Here is a 19,918-nt window from a genome sequence, read left to right as displayed (position 1 = left end):
GCGCGGCGCGTGAAGACGCGGGCTCATCCACTTCCGGATTAACAGGGTGAGCTGAAAAGTTCAGGCTGTTCGCCTCGCCGTTGGCGCAGACCTGGATGCGCGGCGTATCGCGGTTGGAACCTGCATGCACGCAGTCACCGATGGAACGCGGACTACACCGGGCCTCGTGGCGCCAGCTGGCGCCGGGGGGCGCATGCATCGTTAGAATCACACCCTTCGTACGGGAGTCGTCCATGGCCATCCAGTCGTTGCAGGAATTCATCGCCAGGTCGAAGGAGAAGGACGCCAGCGGCGAGGCCTTCGAGCTGGAAAGCCCGTACATGCTGGAAGTACGACTGGACGGCATGGTCTGGGCCAAGGCCGGCGCCATGGTCGCGCGCAAGGGCGAGGTGAAGTTCACCCGCCAGGGCGTGCTGGAACAGGGGCTGGGCAACCTGCTGAAGAAAACCATCAGCGGCGAAGGCATGAGCCTGATGAAGGTCGAGGGCCGTGGCCGGGTCTACCTGGCCGACGCCGGCAAGAAGATCACCCTGCTGCGGCTGGCCGGCGAGTCGATCTTCGTCAACGGCAACGACGTGCTGGCGGTGGAATCGGGCATCCGCCACAAGATCACGATGATGCGCAGCATGGCGGGCGCGATGTCGGGCGGGCTGTTCAACGTGCAGCTGTCGGGCAGCGGCATCGTGGCGATCACCTCGCACTACGAACCGCTGACCCTGCCGGTCGGCGGCGATGCCGGCGATGTCTACACCGATCCCAACGCGACGGTGGCCTGGTCCGATGGCCTGCGCACCGAGATCGTCGCCGACATTTCCTTCGGCACCCTGATCGGCCGCACCAGCGGCGAGACCGTGCAGATGAAGTTCAGCGGCAACGGCTGGGTGGTGGTGCAGCCCTACGAGGAACGGCCGATCCTGCAGCCCCAGACCTGAGCCGCGCATCCCCGGCCGCGCAGGTCGGGGCTACGTCCCCGCCGCAGGCATCGACAACCCCATCGCGTCGGCGCGGTAGCGCCGACCTACCGCAATGTGCGCTCGAACAGCGCCAGGGTGCGTTTCCACGCCTCCTGCGCCGCAGCGGCGTCGTAGCGCGGCGTGGTGTCGTTGTGGAAACCATGCTGCGTACCGTCGGGCTGATACACGGCATATTTCACTTTCGCCGCCTTCAGTGCCGCTTCGTACGGTGGCCAGGTCGCATTGACGCGCTCGTCGGTCTCGGCCAGCACCACCAGCAATTCGGCCTTGACCTGTTTCGCCTCCTCCGGCGCCGGAGCGGGGCCGTAGAACGGAGCCGCCGCATCCAAATCGCTCAACTGCGTCGCCAGCCAGTGCGACATGCCGCCGCCCCAGCAGAAGCCGACTACGCCAAGCCGGCCGTTGCCGCCATCGAGCTTCTTCGCGAAGCGCGCCGCGGCCAGGAAGTCCTGCTTGCTCTTGGCCTGGTCGAGCTTGGCGAATTCGGCCCGGGCCTTGTCCTCGTCGCCGGGATAGCCGCCGAGCGGGAACAGCGCATCAGGCGCGAAGGCGATGAAGTTCGCGACAGCAAGGCGTCGCGCCACGTCCTCGATATGCGGATTCAGGCCGCGGTTCTCATGGATCACCAGCACCACCGGCAGCTTGCCTTCGGCCCTGGCCGGCCTGGCGAGATAGCCGCGCGCCTTGCCGTTGCCGTCGGGCGAATCGAAATCCAGAGGCGAGGTCGCGATGCGCGGGTCGTCCGGCTTCACCTGCTGCGCCGCCGCGAACTGCGGCGCAAGCATCGCCAGCAGGCCGGTCGCCGCCGCCATGCCACCGGCGATGCGCGCGGTACCGGAAAGAAACCCGCGGCGATCGATGTCGCCGTGCACGTACTGGTCGAACAGGCGCAGGACTTCCGGGTCGAAATCGCGCGCGGTGGGGCGTGGCATATCGGACATGGTCGCCTCGCGTGGGAGTCAGGATTGCGGGAGCCTAGCCCAGCCGATGTTAGTGCCGCGCCAGCGGTCACACGCGCGCTGTGTTCGACGGTGAATTGCGGATCGGGAAGCGCCGCGGCCGGCGCGGCTCAGCCGCGCGCGCCGCAATAGACCGCATGCAGGGTTTGCAGGATGCGCTCGGCCGGCCCGGGCGCGATCGAATACACGATGCTCTGCGCCTCGCGACGGGTGCGCACCAGGCCGTCGGCGCGCAGCACGGCCAGGTGCTGCGAGAGTGCGGACTGGCTCAGGTCGAGCTGTTCGTTGAGCTCATTCACCGACCGCTCCGCCTCAACCAGCAGGCACAGGATCATCAGCCGCTTCTCGTTGGCCAGGGCCTTGAGCAGCTGGGCGGCGTCGCCGGCGTGATCGCGCATCTGCTCGGCGTCGATGGGGTAACTGGCAGCGCGTCGCGCCATGTCCGCTCCGTTACGGTGTCAGTGGGCAGGTTCGGGCACATGCACCGGCAAATCGGCTTCGGCCCAGCCCATGATGCCACCGGCGATGGAGCGGACGTTGCCGAAGCCCAGTTCGCCCAGGGTCAGCGCCGCCAGCGCGGCGCGGCCGCCGCTGCGGCAATACACCACGACCGGCCGCTGCGGGTCTTCGAGCGACGGATGCGATCCGACCTGGAATTCGAGCACGCCGCGCGGAATGTTGACTGCGCCCGGCAGGTGCCCGGAGACGAACTCGGCGGGTTCGCGCACGTCGATCAGCACGCACGCGGCCTCGGCGGCGGCTGCGTGCGGGGGGATTTCGACGATCCGTTTGCGGGCCTCGGCAACCAGCTGGTCTGTACTCAGGGGCATGAGTGGATCCTAAATATTAGTTGACACTAATATAAGCAAACACTAAAGTAATTGCAAGCAGCGCGTCGCGGGCTTGATCAGGGTCAATACGGCCCTGGCTGGCTCCGACAAACATGAGCCATTACCGGAGGTCCGCCATGGCCAATATCGTCGTTCTGGGAGCCGGCCTGGCCGGCATGAGCGCTGCCTACGAGCTGCGCGACCGGCTGGGAAAGTCGCATCCGATTACGGTGATCGGCGACGGCGAGCGGTTCAGTTTTACGCCCTCCAATCCGTGGCTGGCGGTGGGTTGGCGCCAGGCCGACGACTTCACGTTCGCGGTTGGCGAGTACCTGGCGAAGAAAGGCATCGACTTCGTGCCGCATCGCGCCACGCGCATCGACGCAATGGGCAACAGGGTCGAAACCTCCGACGGCCGGGTCTTCGACTACGACTACCTGCTGATCTGTACCGGTCCGCGCCTGGCCTTCGAGGAAGTGCCCGGCACCGGGCCCGCATCGGGGCATACGCAGTCGGTCTGCACCACGCCGCATGCACAGGAGGCGTGGGACGCCTATCAGGTTTTCCTCAAGGACCCCGGGCCGATCGTGATCGGCGCGGTACAAGGTGCGAGCTGCTTCGGGCCGGCATACGAGTTCGCGATGATCGTCGATGCGGACCTGCGCAAGCGCAAGCTGCGCGACAAGGTACCGATGACCTTCGTCACCAGCGAGCCCTATATCGGCCACATGGGACTGGGCGGGGTGGGCGATTCCAAGGGGCTGATGGAATCGGAAATGCGCCAGCGGCATATCCAGTGGATCACCAACGCGAAGGTCAAGGAGGTGCGTCCAGGCGAGGCGATCGTGGTCGAACACGACGGGCAAGGGCAGCCGACCGGCGAGCGGACGCTGCCGTTCAAGTTCTCAATGCTGCTGCCTGCGTTCAAGGGCGTGGATGCGGTGGCCCAGGTCGAAGGGCTATGCAATCCGCGCGGGTTCGTGGTCATCGACAAGCATCAGCGCAGCCCGCGCTACCCAAACATCTTCGCCGCGGGCGTGTGCGTGGCGATCCCGCCGGTGGAGGCCACGCCGATCCCCACGGGCGCGCCCAAGACCGGCTTCATGATCGAGTCGATGGTCACCACCATCGTGCGCAACATCCAGGCCGAACTCCAGGACAAGCCTGCGGACTTCGAGGGCACCTGGAACGCCGTGTGCCTGGCCGACATGGGCGATACCGGTGTGGCGTTCGTGGCGCTGCCGCAGATCCCGCCGCGCAACGTGACCTGGACCAAGGTCGGCAAGTGGGTGCACGTGGCCAAGATCAGCTTCGAGAAGTACTTCCTCTACAAGATGCGGCACGGCACCTCGGAGCCGATCTACGAGAAATACGTGATGAAGGCGCTGGGCATCGAGCGCCTGAAGACCAACGGACACGGCAAATAAGCCCGGTTCGCGACGACCTGGAAATGCGCAGCCATGCAATGGAAAAACACCACCGATCGCTACGGCTCGCTGTCGATCGCGATGCACTGGCTGATGCTCGCGCTGCTGGTGGCGGTGTATGCGTGCATCGAGCTGCGCGAGTTCTATCCCAAGGGCAGCGATCCGCGCGAGGCGTTGAAGCAGTGGCACTTCATGCTCGGGCTGGCAGTGTTCGTGCTGGTGTGGCTGCGGCTGGCCCTGCGGATGGCGGGAGCAGCGCCGCAAATCCGGCCCGCGATCGGCGTCTGGCAGCACCGCGTGGCGGTCGCGATGCATCTGGCGCTGTACGTGTTCATGCTCGCCATGCCGCTGCTCGGCTGGCTGCTGCTGAGCGCCGAAGGCGAGCCGGTGCCGTTCTTCGGCCTCGAGCTGCCGGCGCTGGTCGGAATTGACCCCGCGCTCGCCGATTCGGTCGAAGAACTCCACGAAACCATCGGCACCGTCGGCTACTACCTCGTCGGCCTGCACGCGGCGGCGGCGCTGTTCCACCACTACTTCCGGCGCGACAACACGCTGCTGCGGATGCTGCCGCAGCGTCGGCGCTGATCAACGGCTTCGCCAACCCTTCTGCAAGGAGAACTGAAATGAGTCTGGACCGTGCCGTCATGGCCTTCGCGGGCGTGATGATCCTCATCAGCGTCGCGTTGAGCCAGCTGGTTTCGCCGTGGTGGTGGCTGTTGACCGCCTTTGTCGGCCTGAATCTGCTGCAATCGAGCATCACCGGCTTCTGTCCCGCCGCGATGCTGCTGCGCAAGCTTGGCGTCGGCAAGGGCATAGCCCCGGGCTGCGGCTTCCGCTGATCGAAGCCAGAGAGCGAAGCGCCGCCATGCCGATCCGCAGGAGTTTTCTCGTGGCAGCCCTGCTGCTGGCCCTGACCGCTTGCGGCAGCGAGCCGCCGCAAGCGGGATTGCCGCCTTTGCCTGCGTTGCAGACGGTTGTGGCGCGGGTTGCGGACGACACGCACGGTCGCAGCTGGGACGGCGTAGTCGAGGCCGTGCAGCAGGCGGTGCTGACTGCGCAGACCAGCGGGCGGGTCGTTGCGGTCGACGTCGACGTCAACGACCGGGTCGTGGCCGGTCAGGTGCTGCTGCGCCTGAGCGCGGTCGAGCAGCAGGCCGGAGCGAACACCGCCCGGGCGCAATTGCGCGCCGCGGAGGCTGCGGCGGTCGAGGCCGAAGCCAACTACCGGCGCTTCGCCGCATTGGCTGCGGACCGATATGTTTCCCGCGCCCAGATCGACCAGGCGCGCGCAAGCCGGGACAGCGCGAACGCCGCGCGCGATGCGGCGCGTGCGCAGCTCGCGCAGGCCGGCCAGCAGGCCGACTACACCGTGGTGCGTGCGCCCTATGCCGGAATCGTCAGCGCGCGCGAGGTGGAGCCGGGCGAGAGCGTGGCGCCAGGCCAGGACCTGCTGTCCGTGTACGCGCCCGGCGCGTTGCGCATCCAGGTGCAGGTGCCGCAGTCCGATGTGGCCGGCATCCGCGCCGCGAATCGCGCGCGCATCGTGCTGGGCGACGGACGCATCCTGGATGCCGCGCAGGTGATCGTATATCCGGCCGCGGACCCTTCCACCCATAGCGTGGCCGTGCGGGTGATGCTCCCCGATACCGCGGATGCGCCGCAGCCGGGCGTCACAGCCAAGGTCGTGTTTCCGATTGCAGGCGACACCGGCCTGGTGCGCCTGCCTGCCGCCGCAGTCGTGCAGCGTGGCGAGCTGAGCGCCGTCTACGTGCTGGCCACGGGCAATCGCCTGGTCCTGCGTCAGGTGCGGCTCGGACGACGGATTGGCGACGAGTTCGAGATCGTCGCCGGGATCAAGGCGGGCGAGAAGATCGCGCTCGATCCGGTCGCGGCCGGGCAGGCGCTCGCCGTGCAGCGCAAGGCGGTCGCCGGAGTCGGACATGGCTGACAGTACCCGGATGGGACTGTCCGGGCGAATCGCCGCCGCATTCCAGTCCAATCCGCTGACCCCGATCCTGGCGATCATGGGCCTGATGCTGGGCCTGGTCGCGGTGCTGATCACGCCGCGCGAGGAAGAGCCGCAGATCGACGTGACCATGGCCAACGTGTTCGTCCCCTTCGCCGGGGCCAGCGCGCGCGACGTCGAGCAGCTGGTCAGCACGCCGCTGGAACAGAAGCTGTCGGAAATCGAGGGCATCAAGCACATCTATTCGATCAGCCGTCCGGGCATGGCGGTGCTGACGGTGGAGTACACCGTGGGCGTGGAGCGCCAGCCGGCGATCGTGCGCCTGTACAACCAGGTCTATTCCAACCAAGACTGGATGCCGGCCGGTGTCGGCGTCGGGCAGCCGCTGATCAAGCCCAAGGGCATCGACGACGTGCCCGTGATGGCCCTGACCGTGTGGACGGACGACCCGCAGCGCGGCGCCGCCGAGCTGGCCGAGGTCGCGCACACGCTGGAGACCGAACTCAAGCGCATCCCCGGCACCCGCGACGTCTACACCATCGGTGCGCCGGATCGGGTCGTATCGGTCACGCTGGATCCCTCCAGGTTGGCCGCATACGGCCTGGCGGTATCCGATCTGACCCAGGCCCTGCAGGCGGCCAATGCGGTGCGCCAGGTCGGCGAGCGCATCGGTGCGCAGGGCCCGGTGCCGGTGACGGCGGGCCGGTTCCTGGCCAGCGCGGACGAGGTCGCCGAGCTGGTGATCGGCCTCGATGGCGGCCGCCCCCTGCACCTGGCGGACGTCGCGGACGTGCGCGCCGGCGGCGACGTCGCCCTGCGCTACGCCTGGCACGGCGCGCCCGCCGGGCGCGAGGGCCCGGCTTCCGGGCTGGCGCCTGCGGTGACGATCGCGGTGGCCAAGAAGCCAGGCAGCAACGCCGCCGACATCACCGGCGCGATCGCGACGCGCCTGGACCAGCTGCGCGGCGAGCTGATTCCCGAGGGCGTGCATGTCACCGTCACCCGGGACTACGGGCTCACCGCCACCGACAAGGCGCAGAAGCTGATCCAGAAGCTGGCGTTCGCCACCGCTTCGGTGGTGCTGCTGGTGCTGTTCGCACTCGGCTGGCGCGAGGCGATCGTGGTCGGCAGCGCGGTCGTGCTTACCCTGGCGATCACCCTGTTCGCCTCGTGGGCGATGGGGTTCACCCTCAACCGCGTTTCGCTGTTCGCGCTGATCTTCTCGATCGGCATCCTGGTCGACGACGCGATCGTGGTGGTGGAGAACATCCACCGGCACATGGCGCAGGGCGGCAAGACCCTGCGCGAGGCGATTCCGCCGGCGGTGGACGAAGTGGGCGGGCCGACCATCCTGGCCACCTTCACCGTGATCGCGGCATTGATGCCGATGGCCTTCGTCTCGGGCCTCATGGGGCCGTACATGCGCCCGATCCCCATCAACGCCTCGGTGGGCATGCTGATCTCGCTGGCGGTGGCGCTGGTGGTGACGCCGTGGCTGTCGCTGAAACTGCTGTCGCGGCATGTGGCGACAGCGGAGCAGGAGGCACACAAAACCGCGGACTCCCAAGGCGGGGAAACGCGCCTGCACCGCCTGTTCGGCGCCATCATGCGACCGTTCCTGGACCCGGACGCGGGCCGCCGCCGCCGCAAGCTGCTGTTCGCCGGCATGGCCGCACTGGTGGTGCTGGCTGCGTCGTTGACGGTGCTGCAGTGGGTGGTGCTGAAGATGCTGCCGTTCGACAACAAGTCCGAGATCCAGGTGGTCGTGGACCTGCCCGAGGGCAGCGCGCTGGAAGACACCAATGCGCTGCTCGTCGACCTGGCCGCCGTGGTCGACACGGTGCCCGAGGTGCTCGATTACCAGGGCTATGCCGGCACCGCGGCGCCGATGAACTTCAACGGCCTGGTGCGGCAGTACTTCCTGCGCAGCGGCAGCAACGTCGGCGACCTGCAGATCAACCTGGTCGACAAGCACGAGCGCGACCGTCAGAGCCACGAACTCGCGCGCGCGCTGCGCCCGAAACTGGCAGAAGTCGGCGTGCGCCACGGCGCGTCGGTGAAGGTGGTGGAGGTGCCGCCCGGGCCGCCGGTGCTCTCGCCCGTGGTGGCCGAACTCTACGGCCCGGACTACGCGCGCAGCCGCACTCTGGCGCTGGAGCTGGAAAAGCGCTTCCGCAAGACCGAGGGCATCGTCGACGTCGACACCAGCGTGGAGAGCGATGCGCCGCGCGAAGTGCTGACCGTGGACCGCGAACGCGCCGCGCGCCTGGGCGTGCCGCAGGCCTCGATCGCCGATGCCCTGGCCGCCGCGGTGTCGGGGCTGGACGCGACCTACGTGCACGATGGCAGCTCCAAGTACCCGCGCGCCGTGCGCCTGCGCCTGCCCGCGTCGGAGCAGGCCGGCATCGAGCGCCTGCTGGCGCTGCGGGTACGCGGTGGGGAAGGGCAACTGGTGCCGCTGTCGGAACTGGTGAGCGTGCAGCGTGCGCCGTGGGACGGCGCGATCCATCACAAGGATCTGCTGCCCGTGGTCTATGTCACCGCCGACGAGGCCGGGCGGCTGGACAGCCCGCTGTACGGCATGTTCGATCTGGTCGGGCAGCTGCGCGATGCCAGGGTGGGCGGACAGCAGATCGCCCAGACCTTCATCGCGCAGCCGCAGGACACCAGCGATTTCGCCGTGAAATGGGACGGCGAGTGGCAGATCACCTACGAGACCTTCCGCGACATGGGCATCGCCTACGCGGCTGGCATGGTCCTGATCTACCTGCTCGTGGTCGCGCAGTTCCGCAGCTATCTGGTGCCGCTGGTGATCATGGCGCCGATCCCGCTGACCGTGATCGGCGTGATGCCGGGCCACGCGCTGCTCGGCGCGCAGTTCACCGCCACCTCGATGATCGGCATGATCGCGCTGGCCGGCATCATCGTGCGCAACTCGATCCTGCTGGTGGACTTCATCAACCAGTCCGTCGCCGCCGGCCGCAGCGCGGCGGACGCGGTCGTGGAAGCCTGCGCGGTGCGCGCCAAGCCGATCGTGCTGACCGGATTCGCGGCGATGCTGGGGGCGTTCTTCATCCTCGACGATCCGATCTTCAACGGCCTTGCGGTGGCGTTGATCTTCGGCATCCTGGTCAGCACCGTGCTCACGCTGGTCGTGATCCCGCTGCTGTACTACGTGCTGCTGGCGGCGCAGGCGCGCCGCGCCGTGGCCTGATCTTGCTACCGGAGAACACGATGAGCGTAGATGAAGCGATCCGCGTCACCCTGGAACAGGAGGACGATTACGCCTTCCGCATCCGGTTCGACAAGGCAGGGATCGCGCCCCTGCTCGGCGACGAAGCCGCCCCGTTGGGTCAGGACCGCGGTCCCAATCCCTCGCGGCTGCTGCTGGCCGCCGTCGCCAATTGTCTCTCGGCCAGCTTGCTGTTCGCGCTGCGCAAATACAAGAACACGCCGGGCCCGGTGCGCGCCGAGATCACCGCCACGCCGATGCGCAACGCCGAAGGACGCTGGCGCATTCCCAAGGCCTTCGCCGAGATCCGTCTGGCCGAGGGCGGCGAAGCTCACGAACACCTGGACCGGATCCTCGAGCAATTCGAGCAGTTCTGCATCGTGACCCAGAGCGTACGCGAAGGCATCGATGTCGAAGTGACGGTGAAGGACGCGCACGGCCGGGTGCTGCTCGGCAACAAGAGCTTCGAAGCCGGATCATGAGCGACACGATCCTTGTCGTGTGCCCGCACTGCCACGCGCCCAACCGGGTGCCGCTGGCGCGGCTGTCCGAAGCGCCGGTGTGCGGACGCTGCAAGCGCGCGCTGTTCGATGCCCAGCCGGTGGCGCTGGATGCGGCCTCGTTCGAGACTCACGTCATGCGCGGGGAGCTGCCGGTGCTGGTCGACTTCTGGGCGCCATGGTGCGGGCCGTGCCGGATGATGGCGCCGCAGTTCGAGGCCGCCGCCGCGCAGCTGGAGCCGCGGGTGCGCCTGGCCAAGGTCAATACCGAGGCGGAGCCCGCGCTGGGCGCACGCTTCGACGTGCGCAGCATGCCCACCCTCATCCTGTTCCGGCAGGGGCGTGAGGTGGCGCGCCGGGCCGGTGCCAGCGGCGCGGCCGGCATCGTGCGCTGGGCGCGTTCGCAGCTGTCCTGAGGCGCGCACTGCGGGTCCAGTTCGCCCAACCGCAGGGGAGCGACCGGCTGCGATAATCGGCCCGGCCCGCCCGGGCGCCGACCGGTGATTCAGCCATGCAGCACTCTGTAACCACGACCGAACTGTTCCTTGTCGCGATGGCGATCATCTTTTCGGTGCCCTACCTGGTATGGCGGGTGGCCCGCACCGAGTATTTCGCGCCCCTGGTCGTCGTGCAGATCGTGGCCGGCGTGCTGCTCGGGCCGGGTGTATTGGGACATGCGTTCCCCGAGTACTACGCCACGGTCTTCACCAAGGACGTGATCACCGCACTCAATGGTGTCGCCTGGTGGGCGGTGATGCTGTTCGTGATGATCGCGGGCATCGAGCTGGACGTGCGCAAGGCCTGGAGCAGCCGGCGCGAAAGCGGGATCACCGCCGGGCTCGCACTGGGAGTGCCGCTGCTGTTCGGCTGCGCCGCGGCGACGGCCCTGTCGTTCTTCCCAGGGTGGATGGGTGTACGGGCGCAGTCGTGGCAGTTCGTGGTGGGCGTGGGCATGGCCTGCGCGGTCACCGCGCTGCCGATCCTGATCCTGCTGATGGAAAAGCTTGGCCTGCTGCGCCAGCCGATCGGCCAGCGGATCCTGCGCTACGCCAGCCTCGACGATGTCGCGATCTGGGGCGTGCTCGCGCTGGTGCTGATGGACTGGGAACGGATCGGTCGCCAGGGCGCGTTCCTGCTTTCGTTCGCCGTGGCCTGCATCGGCTTCCGCGCGCTGATGCGGCGCCTGCCCGAGCGCGATCGCTGGTACGTGGCGCTGGTGTGGCTGGCAGCCTGCGCGTTCGGCGCGGACTGGTCGGGCCTGCACTTCATGGTCGGCGCTTTCCTGGCCGGCGTGGTGATGGACGCGGAATGGTTCGACCAGGAAGCGATGGACAAGCTGCGCCACCACGTGCTGCTGGTGCTGATGCCGGTGTTCTTCCTCAGCACCGGGCTGCGCACGTCGTGGACGCTGGGCGGGAGCGTGGTGTTCCTGGTCGCCGGCGTACTGCTGCTGGCATCGGTGAGCGGCAAGCTGACCGGTGTGCACCTGGCGGGACGGATCCTGAAGTGGCCGCGTGGCGAAGCCTCGATCATCGGCTGGCTGCTGCAGACCAAGGCCCTGATCGAGATCATCTTCGCCAACATCCTGCTCGACAAGCAGCTCATCACCAGCGAGATGTTCACCGCGCTGCTGCTGATGGCGGTGGCCAGCACCATGCTCACGGTGCCGGTCGTGGCGCCGAAGCTGCGACGCGCGCTGCTGGACAAGGCGAGTCGCATCGGTATCGCGCGTGCGGCGGATGCGCCCTAGACAGCCGCGAGCCCGCGACCGCCTTCAGCGCAGTTCGACCAGCAGCGGGAAATGATCGGACGGATAGCGGCCAGCCTCGTTGGTGTCGAGCGTGGTGGCGGACAGCACCTCGAAGCCGCGCACCAGCACCCAGTCGATGCGCTGGTCGGGCTGGCCGGTGAAGCCGTGGAAAGTGCCCTCCGGGCCTGAACGCCGCGCCGCGACGGTCCAGGCATCGCGCAGGGCCGATGTCGCCGCGGCATGGGTCGGGCTGCCCGGAGTCGCGTTGAAGTCGCCGGTCACCACCACCGGCACGTCGGACGGCAGCGCGGCGATGCGCGACACGAGCAGGCGTGCGCCGCGCGTGCGCGCGTCTTCGTCTTCTTCGCGGTAGGGCAGGTGGGTGTTGAACAGGTAGAAGCGGCGGCCGTCGGCGATGCGCTGGAACAGCGCCCAGGTGACCATGCGTGGCAGGGGATGTCCCCAACTGATGCTCCCGGCCACTTCGGGCGTATCCGACAGCCAGAAATCGCCCGACTCCAGCACGCGCAGGCGGTCGCGGCGATAGAACACGCCCATGTGTTCGTCGCTGTGGTCGCCGCGCCGGCTGGTTCCGAACCAGGCATAGTCCGGCAGTTGCGAGACCAGGTAATCGCCCTGCGGCTTGTGCAGCTCCTGGGTGCCGATCACATCCGGGTCCGCGTCGCGGATCGTTTTCGCCGCCAGGGCGCGGCGCGCTTCCCAGCGGTTGGGTCCGTCGGACTCCACCGGCAGGCGCACGTTGAAGCTCATCACCCGCAGCGTCGGCGCATCGGTCCTGGTGGGTGGGGCCGATGCGCAGGCGGACAAGAGCATCAGCATGAACAGCGCAAGCATGCGGCGTGGAAGCGTCATGGTCCGGGGCACTCCGATGGCGTGGGGCGAGGATAGCGGCTGCACTGCGACACTGTGACGACGTCGTGCGAGACTGCCCTCGTGCCCGAGCTTCCCGCCTCAGACCCCGGATCCGACCCCGCGTCCAGGCGCGCCCGGCGCTTGCTGCCGGCCTGCCTCGCGGTATTCATGTCGGCCTTCGTCGCCGCCGTGGTGACGGCGATCAACACAGGCGTGGACCGGGGCTATCCGGCGCGCTGGCTGCTGGCCTGGATCATCGCCGGGCCGGCCGCGATCGTGGCTGCATACGTATTCCGGCCGCTGGCCTGGCGCCTGGCGCGTCGCTTGGCGCGCTAGCCGGCTTATGCTCGCGGGCCGACCCAACCGGAGGCCCCGCATGTCAGCCATCGCCCGCATCGGATCCGCACTCGCCGTCGCAGGCCTGCTTGCAGCCGGGTACGCGCCGGGCGCATCGGCGCAGGAGGCCGGCGCTTCCTATCGCGAACGCCTGCCGCAGGACGAAGTCGTGTACTTCGTGCTGCCGGACCGCTTCGCGAACGGGTCACCGGACAACGATCGCGGCGGCGTCGCGGGCGGGCGTCTGCAGCACGGCTTCGACCCAACCCACAAGGGCTTCTACCACGGTGGCGACCTGGCCGGATTGCTGTCCAGACTCGATTACATCCAGGCGCTTGGGGCCACCGCGATCTGGCTGGGTCCGATCTACAAGAACAAGCCGGTGCAGGGGAGGCCGGGACGCGAATCTTCTGGCTACCACGGGTACTGGATCACCGATTTCACCCAGGTCGATCCGCATTTCGGCACGCGCGAGGAATTCAAGGCGCTGGTCGACGCGCTGCACGCGCGCGGCATGAAGATCTACCTGGACATCATCACCAACCACACCGCGGACGTGATCAAGTACCGCGACTGCGATGCCGACCCGTGCCCCTATCGCGCGCTGGCCGACTATCCCTACACCCGGCGTGGCGGTATCGACGGCGCGCCGATCAACGATGGTTTCCTCGGGGACGATGCGGCGCACCAGGACGCGGCAAACTTCGCGCGGCTGCGTGATGTCGACTATGCCTACCAGGCCTACGTGCCCGATGGCGAGCAGGATTCCAAGACGCCCGCCTGGCTCAACGACCTGCGCTACTACCACAACCGCGGTGATTCCACCTGGAAGGGCGAAAGCGTCACCTATGGCGATTTCTCCGGACTCGACGACCTGCTGACCGAGCATCCGCGGGTGGTCCAGGGCTTCATCGACATCTTTGGGCAGTGGATCGATGATTTCGGCGTCGACGGGTTCCGCATCGACACGGCCAGGCACGTGAACCCCGAGTTCTGGCAGGCCTTTGTGCCGGCGATGCTGGCGCGGGCGAAGGCGCGCGGCATCCCGAATTTCCACATCTTCGGCGAGGTCTACGACCCGGACCCGGGCGTGCTGGCGCGCTTCACCCGCGTCGATCGCTATCCCACGGTGCTGGACTTCGCATTCCAGTCGGCGGTGGCCGATGCGATCGCCGGCAAGGCCGGCACGGACCGGCTCGAACGGCTGTTCTTCCTCGATGCCGATTACGAAGGCGGCCCGCCGGCGGCGCTGCAGCTGCCCACCTTCCTCGGTAATCACGACATGGGACGCTTCGCCCATTTCGTGCGCAAGGCGCGTCCCGGCATTGGCGCAGACGAGGTGCTCAAGCGGGTCGAACTGGCGCATGCGCTGCTGTTCCTGGCCCGCGGCGTGCCGGTGATCTATTACGGCGACGAGCAGGGATTCGCCGGCGACGGCGGCGACCAGGACGCGCGCCAGGACATGTTCGCCAGCCAGGTGGCCTCATACAACGACGACGCCCTGGTGGGCAGCATGCAGACCACGGCGGTGGAGAATTTCGCCAGCGACGGCCCGCTGTTCCGGACGATCGCGCGGCTCGCCGGCCTGCGTCGCGACGACCCCTCGCTGCGCCGCGGCGAGATGCGCGTGCGCTACGCCGGCGACGCGCCGGGGCTGTTCGCCTTTTCGCGCCTGCTCGATGGCGCCGAAACGCTGGTGGCGGTCAACACCGGCGACAAACCGGTGTCCGCGCAGGTGCTGGTCGATGCAGGCTCGCAGCGATGGGAATCCGCGGCCGGCAGCTGCACTCCCACCTCATCGGCGCCGGGCAGCGTCCGCGTCGAGTTGCCGCCGCTGTCGTATAGCGTGTGCCGGGCCAAACCCTGATACTGGCGGCGAGGAACGCGCCCGAGGGCGACAGGGGGTCTCATGCTGAAGGAAGTGCTGGCCGTGCTTGCGCTGGCCTGGCCGCTGGTGGCCATTGCGCAACAGGACGACGGTGCGGACGCGACGGCCGAGACGATCGAATGGCCATTGCCGTGGAAACAGGGCACGAGGATCGAGTACGACCAGAGTTACCGCGCAGTCGAGAGCCGCGACGGCAAGCAGGTCGCGATCACCGGCAGCGATCGGATCGTGCTCGAGATCGTGCGGGCCGACGAGGCCGGCTTCGTGCAGCGCTGGACCAGTACCGATCCCAGGATCGAGACGGGCGATCTTCCGGAGAGTCTGGCGGCGACGCTCAGGGCCACGATCGAAGCCATGCGCGACCTGGCGATCGACGTGCAGCTCGACAAGGAAGGCGCGTTCGCCGGCATCGCCAATCTGGATGAGATCCACCCGCGCTACCGCGAGGCGATGCGCGAAATGGTCGAGAACCTCACCGCGACGGGCAAGCCCGACGCCGCCGCGAAAGCGGCCGTGGACCGCATGATCGACATGCTCACTGCCAGGCCGGTGCTGGAACAGCAGCTGGCCGACATCCCCGCAGCCTACAACTTCGTCTCAGGCGGTGGGCTGGAGCTGGATGCCGAGTACGAGTACGAGGACAGCGGCACCAATCCGCTGGGTGGCGAGCCGATCCCGATGCGCAACCGCCTTCATCTCACCACGGCGGACGATCCCCGGTTCCATGCACTGACCTGGGAAGTCGAGCCGGACGCACAGGCGGCCTCGGCGCTGGCCGCACAGGCAGCCGAACAGATGCTCGCGCCTCAGGCGTTCGGGCAGGACGCGGGCGCGCAGGAGAAGCTGCAGCAGGCGCTGGAGCAGGCGCGCGCCGACGCGAAGTTCACGACCACCGTGAGCTATCTGGTCGACAAGGCGACCGGCGTGATCGAGCGCATGGAACAGGTCGAGGTCAAGCGGTTCGGGGGCAAGGACCAGAAGACTACGACGCTCCTGCAGCGTCGTCACTGAGTTCAATCGCGGGGTCAGGACGCAGTAACCGCCGCACGTCGGGCACGTGCGCAGGCGGTTCAGCTTCCGCGCCTAGAATGCGCGCCATGCTGTCCCGCGGCCTGCTCCTGCTGATGTTGTTTGCGGCCTGCGCCCTGCCGGTGCAGGCGCGCACGGTGTATCGCTGCCTGCGCGATGGCACGGTCAGCCTGGCGACGGCGGCCGAGCCGGGTTCGAAGTGCGAGGCGAAGCAGATCGAGGACCATCCGGCCAAGGTCACCAACATCTGGGGCGACCTGGGCGTGATCCACGGCACGCTGTACGAGTGGGAATCCGAGGGCAAGACCATCTACACCACGCGCAACCTGCCCGGCGCGAAGCCCTACCTGAAGTTCACCGTGGAAACGCCCAAGGGTTCACCCGCGCACGAAGGCCTGGGCAAGGTCGGCAAGCCGCGCCTGGACATGTACGCCTGGCAGTTCAAGGCTGCGGCGAAGGCAAACAAGCTCGACGATGCCTGGCTGCGCGCGATCGCCCACGCCGAAAGCGGATTCGAAGCCGATGCGATCTCGAGCAAGGGCGCGCAGGGCGTGATGCAGCTGATGCCCGAGGTGGCGCGCGAATACGGCGTCGCAAATCCGTTTGCCTCGTCCGATTCGATCAATGCGGGGGCGAAATATCTGCGCAGCCTGCTGCGCCGCTACAACGGCGACCTGACCCTGGCCGCGGCGGCCTACAACGCCGGCATCGGCGCGGTGGCGAAGTTCGGCGGTGTGCCGCCGTACCGGGAGACCCTGGCCTACGTGGGCAAGGTGCGCGCCCTGCACGAGCGCTACCGCGCCGCGATGAAGCTGCCGCCGCTACCGGGGCCGCTGCGCGCGGCGGAATGATCGCGCCGCGATCGCGCCGCGAGCACCTGCCTGCCGCGCCTACCCGCAAGCCGCCGCAGCGGCCCTGGACATAGACTTGGCGTGGTTAATCCGGCTTGCCGGCTCATCCGTCGTAGCGGAACGACACAGTAAGAATCTCACCCCGCCGGCATCAGCTTGAGCAGCCGTCCGCCACCGCCGTTGCGCTCGTCCTCGAGCAGCCAGACCGCGCCATCGGGACCCTGTTCCACTTCGCGGATGCGCGCGCCCATCTCGTAGCGGGCGGCTTCGCGCGCGCTGTCGCCGTTGACCTGCACATCGATCAGCGCTTGCGAGGACAGGCCGCCGATCAGCAGATCGCCCTTCCAGTCCGGAAACAGATCGCCCGAATAGATCACCAGCCCGGCCGGCGAGATCACCGGGTTCCAGCTGGTCGCCGGCGCGTGGAATTCCGGGCGCGTGTCGTGGTCGGGGATCGGCCGGCCGTCGTAGTGGTCGCCGTTGGACACGATCGGGTAGCCGTAGTTGTCGCCGCGCACGACCAGGTTGACCTCGTCGCCGCCTGCCGGCCCCATCTCGTGTTCCCACAGCCGGCCCTGCGCATCGAACGCGATGCCCAGCACGTTGCGATGGCCGAGCGTCCACACCTGGGAGGCGATCTCGCCCTGACCGGCGAACGGATTGTCGGTCGGCACGCTGCCATCGTCGTTGAGGCGCACGATCTTGCCCAGGTTGGACTTCATGTCCTGGGCCGGATCGAACTTCTGGCGCTCGCCAGAGCTGATGAACAGCGATTTGCCGTCCGGCGAGAAGACCATGCGATGGCTGTAATGACCACGTCCACTCACTTTCGGCACCTGCCGCCAGATCACCTTCACCTCGGACAGCGCTCCGGCGCCGCTCGCGTCCAGGGTGAGTTTGCCGCGCGCGACTGCACCGCCACGGGTGTCGCCATCGCCGGCTTCGGCATAGCTCAGGTAGACCAGGCCGTTGCTGGCGAACTGCGGATGCAGCACCACGTCACCCAGCCCGCCCTGTCCGCCGTGGTCGACCTCCGGTACTCCGCTGACATCGCCGGTCTTCTTCGATGCGATGTCGAACAGCTTGAGCTGGCCGGTCTTCTCGGTGACCAGCAGGCGCCCGTCCGGCAGGAAGGTCATCGCCCAGGGCTCGTCGAACTCAGCGAACGGCGTCGCCGTAAACGGTTTGCCGGGGGAGCGTTCCGCGGTGCCGGCCTGCGCCGTCTGCGCTGGCTGATCTGTCTCGGGCGCCGAATCGGCAGTGGCGGCGGTGCCGTTGCAGGCGACGAGTACCAGGGCGAGGCAGGTGGTCAGGGGCGCAATGCGCATGGCGATCTCCGAAGGAAGGCAGGCGGGCGTTGTAAACAAGCCGGTGCAAGCGCGCCGTGATGCCGCGCAAGGCGGCGGCTGCTAACGTGCCGAGTGTCTTCCCCCGGAGCGTCCCATGTCCAATATGTCCCTGACGATCCTGTGCGTGATCCTCCTGGCAGCCGGCTGTACGCGTACCCCGCCGGCACCGGAACAGGACACACCGGCTCCTGCCGCAGCAGCGAAGCAGCCGCCCGCGTCCGCGTTGGAAACGCCGCCGCCGATGCCGTCGAACGGGCAGGCCGATGCGAATGTCCCCGCCTTCGCCGACAAGGTCTGGCGCGTGGTTTCATCGACCGGCGTCGAACCGGGCACGACCTACGCGTTTCTGGCCGACGGCACCCTGGTGATCGAAAACCCGATCGGCAATCCGCCCGGCTACGGCAAATGGCGTTACCAGGACGGCAAGCTGTCGATCGAGGAGGAAGGCATCGCCTATCCCACCGACATCCTGCACATGGATGGCAACCGGCTTGAACTGCGCAGCCACAATCCTGGTGGCACTCTGGACATCATCCTGGAGCACGTGCCCGGCGCCACGTTGCCCGAAGCGCCGTAGGCCGGGGTCGTCAATCCGACGTCGTTGTCGGATCCGGGGCCGCATCGGGGCTCGCGCGCCGCGCCACCACCGCGGTAGCGGTCAGGTCGCCGGTGACGTTGCCCACGGTGGCGAACACGTCGGGAATCGTGTCCAGCGCCAGCAGGATGCCCAACGGTTCCAACGGCAGATGCATCGCCTGCGCCACCGGCAGGTTGGTGGCCATGAAGATGGCCTGGCCCGGCAGGCCCACCGAACCCATGCTCACCACGACCGCCAGTGCCGCGCCGCCCGCCAGCGTCACCGGATCGAGCGGAATGCCGTAGGCCCAGGCGATGAACGACGCCACGCAGATGTACTGCACCGGGCTGGTGATGCGAAACAGCGACACCGCCATCGGCAGCACCAGCGATGGCACCGCGACCGGATAGCCCAGCCGCGTGCGCGCCGATTCCATCATCGCCGGCAGCGACGCCAGCGAGGACTGGGTGCTTGCCGCGATCGCCTGCGCGGGGATGATCGCCGATGCAAAGCGGCCGAATCGCTCGCGGCCGGCCAGCACCGCCACCGGATACAGCAGCAGTGTGGTGATCACATACATCACGATCAGCAAGGCGATGTAGTACCCCAGCGCGGCCAGCAGGCTGTGGCCCACGGTCGCGGTGACCGCCAGCGCCAGCGCGAATACGCCCAGCGGTGCGGCCAGCAGCACCCAGCGCACGATCACGATCATGGTGTCGGCGATGCCGTGGACGATGCGCAGCAACGCAACGCGGCGCTCGTCCTCGATCCGGGTCAGGGCGAAGCCGAAGAACAGCGAAAACACCACCAGCGGCAGCATCGCCCCGGCCGCAGCCGCAGCGACCGCGTTGCTGGGGACCACGCCGGCGAGCCACTCTGCGAGTCCGGCGGTTCCGGCGGCGGCTTCGGTGGGTGCCATCGCACCCCGCAGCGCCTGCACCAGGTCCGGATTGCGCGGCAGCAGCGCGAGGAAGGTGGGGGCAAGCACGGCCGTCAGCGCCGAAGCCAGCGACAGCAACACCACGAACACGATGACCGCAGTGCGCGCCGTGCGTCCCGTGGAGGCAGCGCTGCGCGCGGCGTTGATGCCGATCACGATCATGGCTGCGACCAGGGGCACCACCGTCATCTGCAGCGCGTTCAACCAGACCTTGCCGATGGGCTGGGCGATGGCCGCGACGCGCGCTGCCGAATCCGCATCCCAGAAACCCAACGCCAGGCCGATCAGGGCGCCAAGGGCGAGGGCGAGCAGTACGCGGGTGGTGTTGGACATCAATCGACCTCGGATGTGGGCAGGGAACGGAACGGCGCTGCGAGGATTGTGGGGGCGACATAAGTCGCGAGCTTTTTGGGGGGAAGCGTTCGCGACTTACGTCG

20 protein-coding genes are annotated in these 19,918 nt (G+C 67.9%); 14 read left to right on the top strand and 6 right to left on the bottom strand.

The window, feature by feature from the left end:
- Nucleotides 1–233: 233 nt before the first annotated feature.
- Nucleotides 234–932 carry an AIM24 family protein gene (locus MC380_RS05470; RefSeq protein ID WP_242163485.1) on the top strand — a complete coding sequence of 233 codons (699 nt, stop codon included), beginning with the start codon at nt 234–236 and terminating at the stop codon, nt 930–932.
- Between the two features lie 86 nt (nt 933–1,018).
- Here MC380_RS05470 and MC380_RS05465 read toward each other — a convergent pair whose 3' ends face one another.
- The 3 genes from MC380_RS05465 to MC380_RS05455 all read right to left on the bottom strand — a co-directional run bounded on the left by MC380_RS05465 (nt 1,019) and on the right by MC380_RS05455 (nt 2,763).
- Entirely contained in the window at nt 1,019–1,915 is an 897-nt protein-coding gene (locus MC380_RS05465) for a dienelactone hydrolase family protein (RefSeq protein WP_242163483.1), read from the bottom strand.
- Between the two features lie 128 nt (nt 1,916–2,043).
- Complete coding sequence (locus MC380_RS05460; protein WP_242163481.1) at nt 2,044–2,373, bottom strand: metalloregulator ArsR/SmtB family transcription factor; 330 nt, start codon at nt 2,371–2,373, stop codon at nt 2,044–2,046.
- A gap of 18 nt (nt 2,374–2,391) precedes the next feature.
- Nucleotides 2,392–2,763, bottom strand: a complete 372-nt coding sequence (locus MC380_RS05455; RefSeq protein WP_242163479.1) for a rhodanese-like domain-containing protein — start codon at nt 2,761–2,763, stop codon at nt 2,392–2,394.
- A gap of 137 nt (nt 2,764–2,900) precedes the next feature.
- Here MC380_RS05455 and MC380_RS05450 point away from each other — a divergent pair, with 137 nt between their 5' ends.
- The 8 genes from MC380_RS05450 (at nt 2,901) to MC380_RS05415 (ending at nt 11,638) form a co-directional block, all read left to right on the top strand.
- Nucleotides 2,901–4,190, top strand: coding sequence for an FAD/NAD(P)-binding oxidoreductase (locus MC380_RS05450; RefSeq protein WP_242163477.1), 1,290 nt, complete (start codon nt 2,901–2,903; stop codon nt 4,188–4,190).
- A 33-nt stretch (nt 4,191–4,223) separates the two neighbouring features.
- Complete coding sequence (locus MC380_RS05445) at nt 4,224–4,775, top strand: cytochrome b (protein WP_242163476.1); 552 nt, start codon at nt 4,224–4,226, stop codon at nt 4,773–4,775.
- 38 nt (nt 4,776–4,813) lie between these two features.
- A complete protein-coding gene (locus MC380_RS05440) occupies nt 4,814–5,029 on the top strand; it encodes a DUF2892 domain-containing protein (protein WP_242163474.1) in 216 nt (71 codons plus the stop codon).
- 50 nt (nt 5,030–5,079) lie between these two features.
- On the top strand, nt 5,080–6,138 hold the full coding sequence (locus MC380_RS05435) for an efflux RND transporter periplasmic adaptor subunit (RefSeq protein ID WP_242163472.1): 1,059 nt from the start codon (nt 5,080–5,082) through the stop codon (nt 6,136–6,138).
- Complete coding sequence (locus tag MC380_RS05430; protein WP_242163470.1) at nt 6,131–9,370, top strand: efflux RND transporter permease subunit; 3,240 nt, start codon at nt 6,131–6,133, stop codon at nt 9,368–9,370. The genes MC380_RS05435 and MC380_RS05430 overlap by 8 nt, the downstream gene beginning before the upstream one ends.
- 20 nt (nt 9,371–9,390) lie before the next feature.
- On the top strand, nt 9,391–9,870 hold the full coding sequence (locus tag MC380_RS05425; protein ID WP_242102596.1) for an OsmC family protein: 480 nt from the start codon (nt 9,391–9,393) through the stop codon (nt 9,868–9,870).
- Nucleotides 9,867–10,304, top strand: a complete 438-nt coding sequence (gene trxC / locus MC380_RS05420) for a thioredoxin TrxC (protein ID WP_242163469.1) — start codon at nt 9,867–9,869, stop codon at nt 10,302–10,304. Before MC380_RS05425 ends, trxC begins: the two co-directional genes overlap by 4 nt.
- A gap of 95 nt (nt 10,305–10,399) precedes the next feature.
- Nucleotides 10,400–11,638, top strand: a complete 1,239-nt coding sequence (locus MC380_RS05415) for a cation:proton antiporter (RefSeq protein WP_242163467.1) — start codon at nt 10,400–10,402, stop codon at nt 11,636–11,638.
- 24 nt (nt 11,639–11,662) lie between these two features.
- On the opposite strand, the gene MC380_RS05410 is transcribed toward MC380_RS05415, so the two are convergent.
- Complete coding sequence (locus MC380_RS05410) at nt 11,663–12,478, bottom strand: endonuclease/exonuclease/phosphatase family protein (protein WP_242163693.1); 816 nt, start codon at nt 12,476–12,478, stop codon at nt 11,663–11,665.
- 201 nt (nt 12,479–12,679) lie between these two features.
- Between MC380_RS05410 and MC380_RS05405 the strand changes: the two genes are divergently transcribed.
- The 4 genes from MC380_RS05405 to MC380_RS05390 all read left to right on the top strand — a co-directional run bounded on the left by MC380_RS05405 (nt 12,680) and on the right by MC380_RS05390 (nt 16,615).
- Complete coding sequence (locus MC380_RS05405; RefSeq protein ID WP_242163465.1) at nt 12,680–12,847, top strand: DUF2798 domain-containing protein; 168 nt, start codon at nt 12,680–12,682, stop codon at nt 12,845–12,847.
- 40 nt (nt 12,848–12,887) lie between these two features.
- Nucleotides 12,888–14,714 carry an alpha-amylase family glycosyl hydrolase gene (locus MC380_RS05400; protein WP_242163463.1) on the top strand — a complete coding sequence of 609 codons (1,827 nt, stop codon included), beginning with the start codon at nt 12,888–12,890 and terminating at the stop codon, nt 14,712–14,714.
- Nucleotides 14,715–14,756: 42 nt separating this feature from the next.
- Nucleotides 14,757–15,746 carry a hypothetical protein gene (locus MC380_RS05395; protein ID WP_242163461.1) on the top strand — a complete coding sequence of 330 codons (990 nt, stop codon included), beginning with the start codon at nt 14,757–14,759 and terminating at the stop codon, nt 15,744–15,746.
- 86 nt (nt 15,747–15,832) lie between these two features.
- Nucleotides 15,833–16,615 (top strand): lytic transglycosylase domain-containing protein, encoded by a 783-nt coding sequence (locus MC380_RS05390; RefSeq protein ID WP_242102602.1) that lies wholly within the window; start codon nt 15,833–15,835, stop codon nt 16,613–16,615.
- 137 nt (nt 16,616–16,752) lie between these two features.
- Here the strand turns inward: MC380_RS05390 and MC380_RS05385 are convergent, their stop codons facing one another.
- Nucleotides 16,753–17,943, bottom strand: a complete 1,191-nt coding sequence (locus tag MC380_RS05385; RefSeq protein WP_242102603.1) for a PQQ-dependent sugar dehydrogenase — start codon at nt 17,941–17,943, stop codon at nt 16,753–16,755.
- Between the two features lie 115 nt (nt 17,944–18,058).
- Here MC380_RS05385 and MC380_RS05380 point away from each other — a divergent pair, with 115 nt between their 5' ends.
- Nucleotides 18,059–18,541: a hypothetical protein gene (locus MC380_RS05380; protein ID WP_242102604.1), complete on the top strand. Its 483-nt coding sequence runs from the start codon at nt 18,059–18,061 to the stop codon at nt 18,539–18,541.
- A gap of 10 nt (nt 18,542–18,551) precedes the next feature.
- Here the strand turns inward: MC380_RS05380 and MC380_RS05375 are convergent, their stop codons facing one another.
- Entirely contained in the window at nt 18,552–19,814 is a 1,263-nt protein-coding gene (locus MC380_RS05375; RefSeq protein WP_242163459.1) for a cation:dicarboxylase symporter family transporter, read from the bottom strand.
- Nucleotides 19,815–19,918: the final 104 nt, after the last annotated feature.

Origin of the sequence: Lysobacter sp. M15, assembly GCF_022662515.1 — a bacterium.
In the GTDB taxonomy this organism is placed as follows: domain Bacteria; phylum Pseudomonadota; class Gammaproteobacteria; order Xanthomonadales; family Xanthomonadaceae; genus JAKPBU01.
This window is presented reverse-complemented; position numbering and strand designations above follow the sequence as displayed.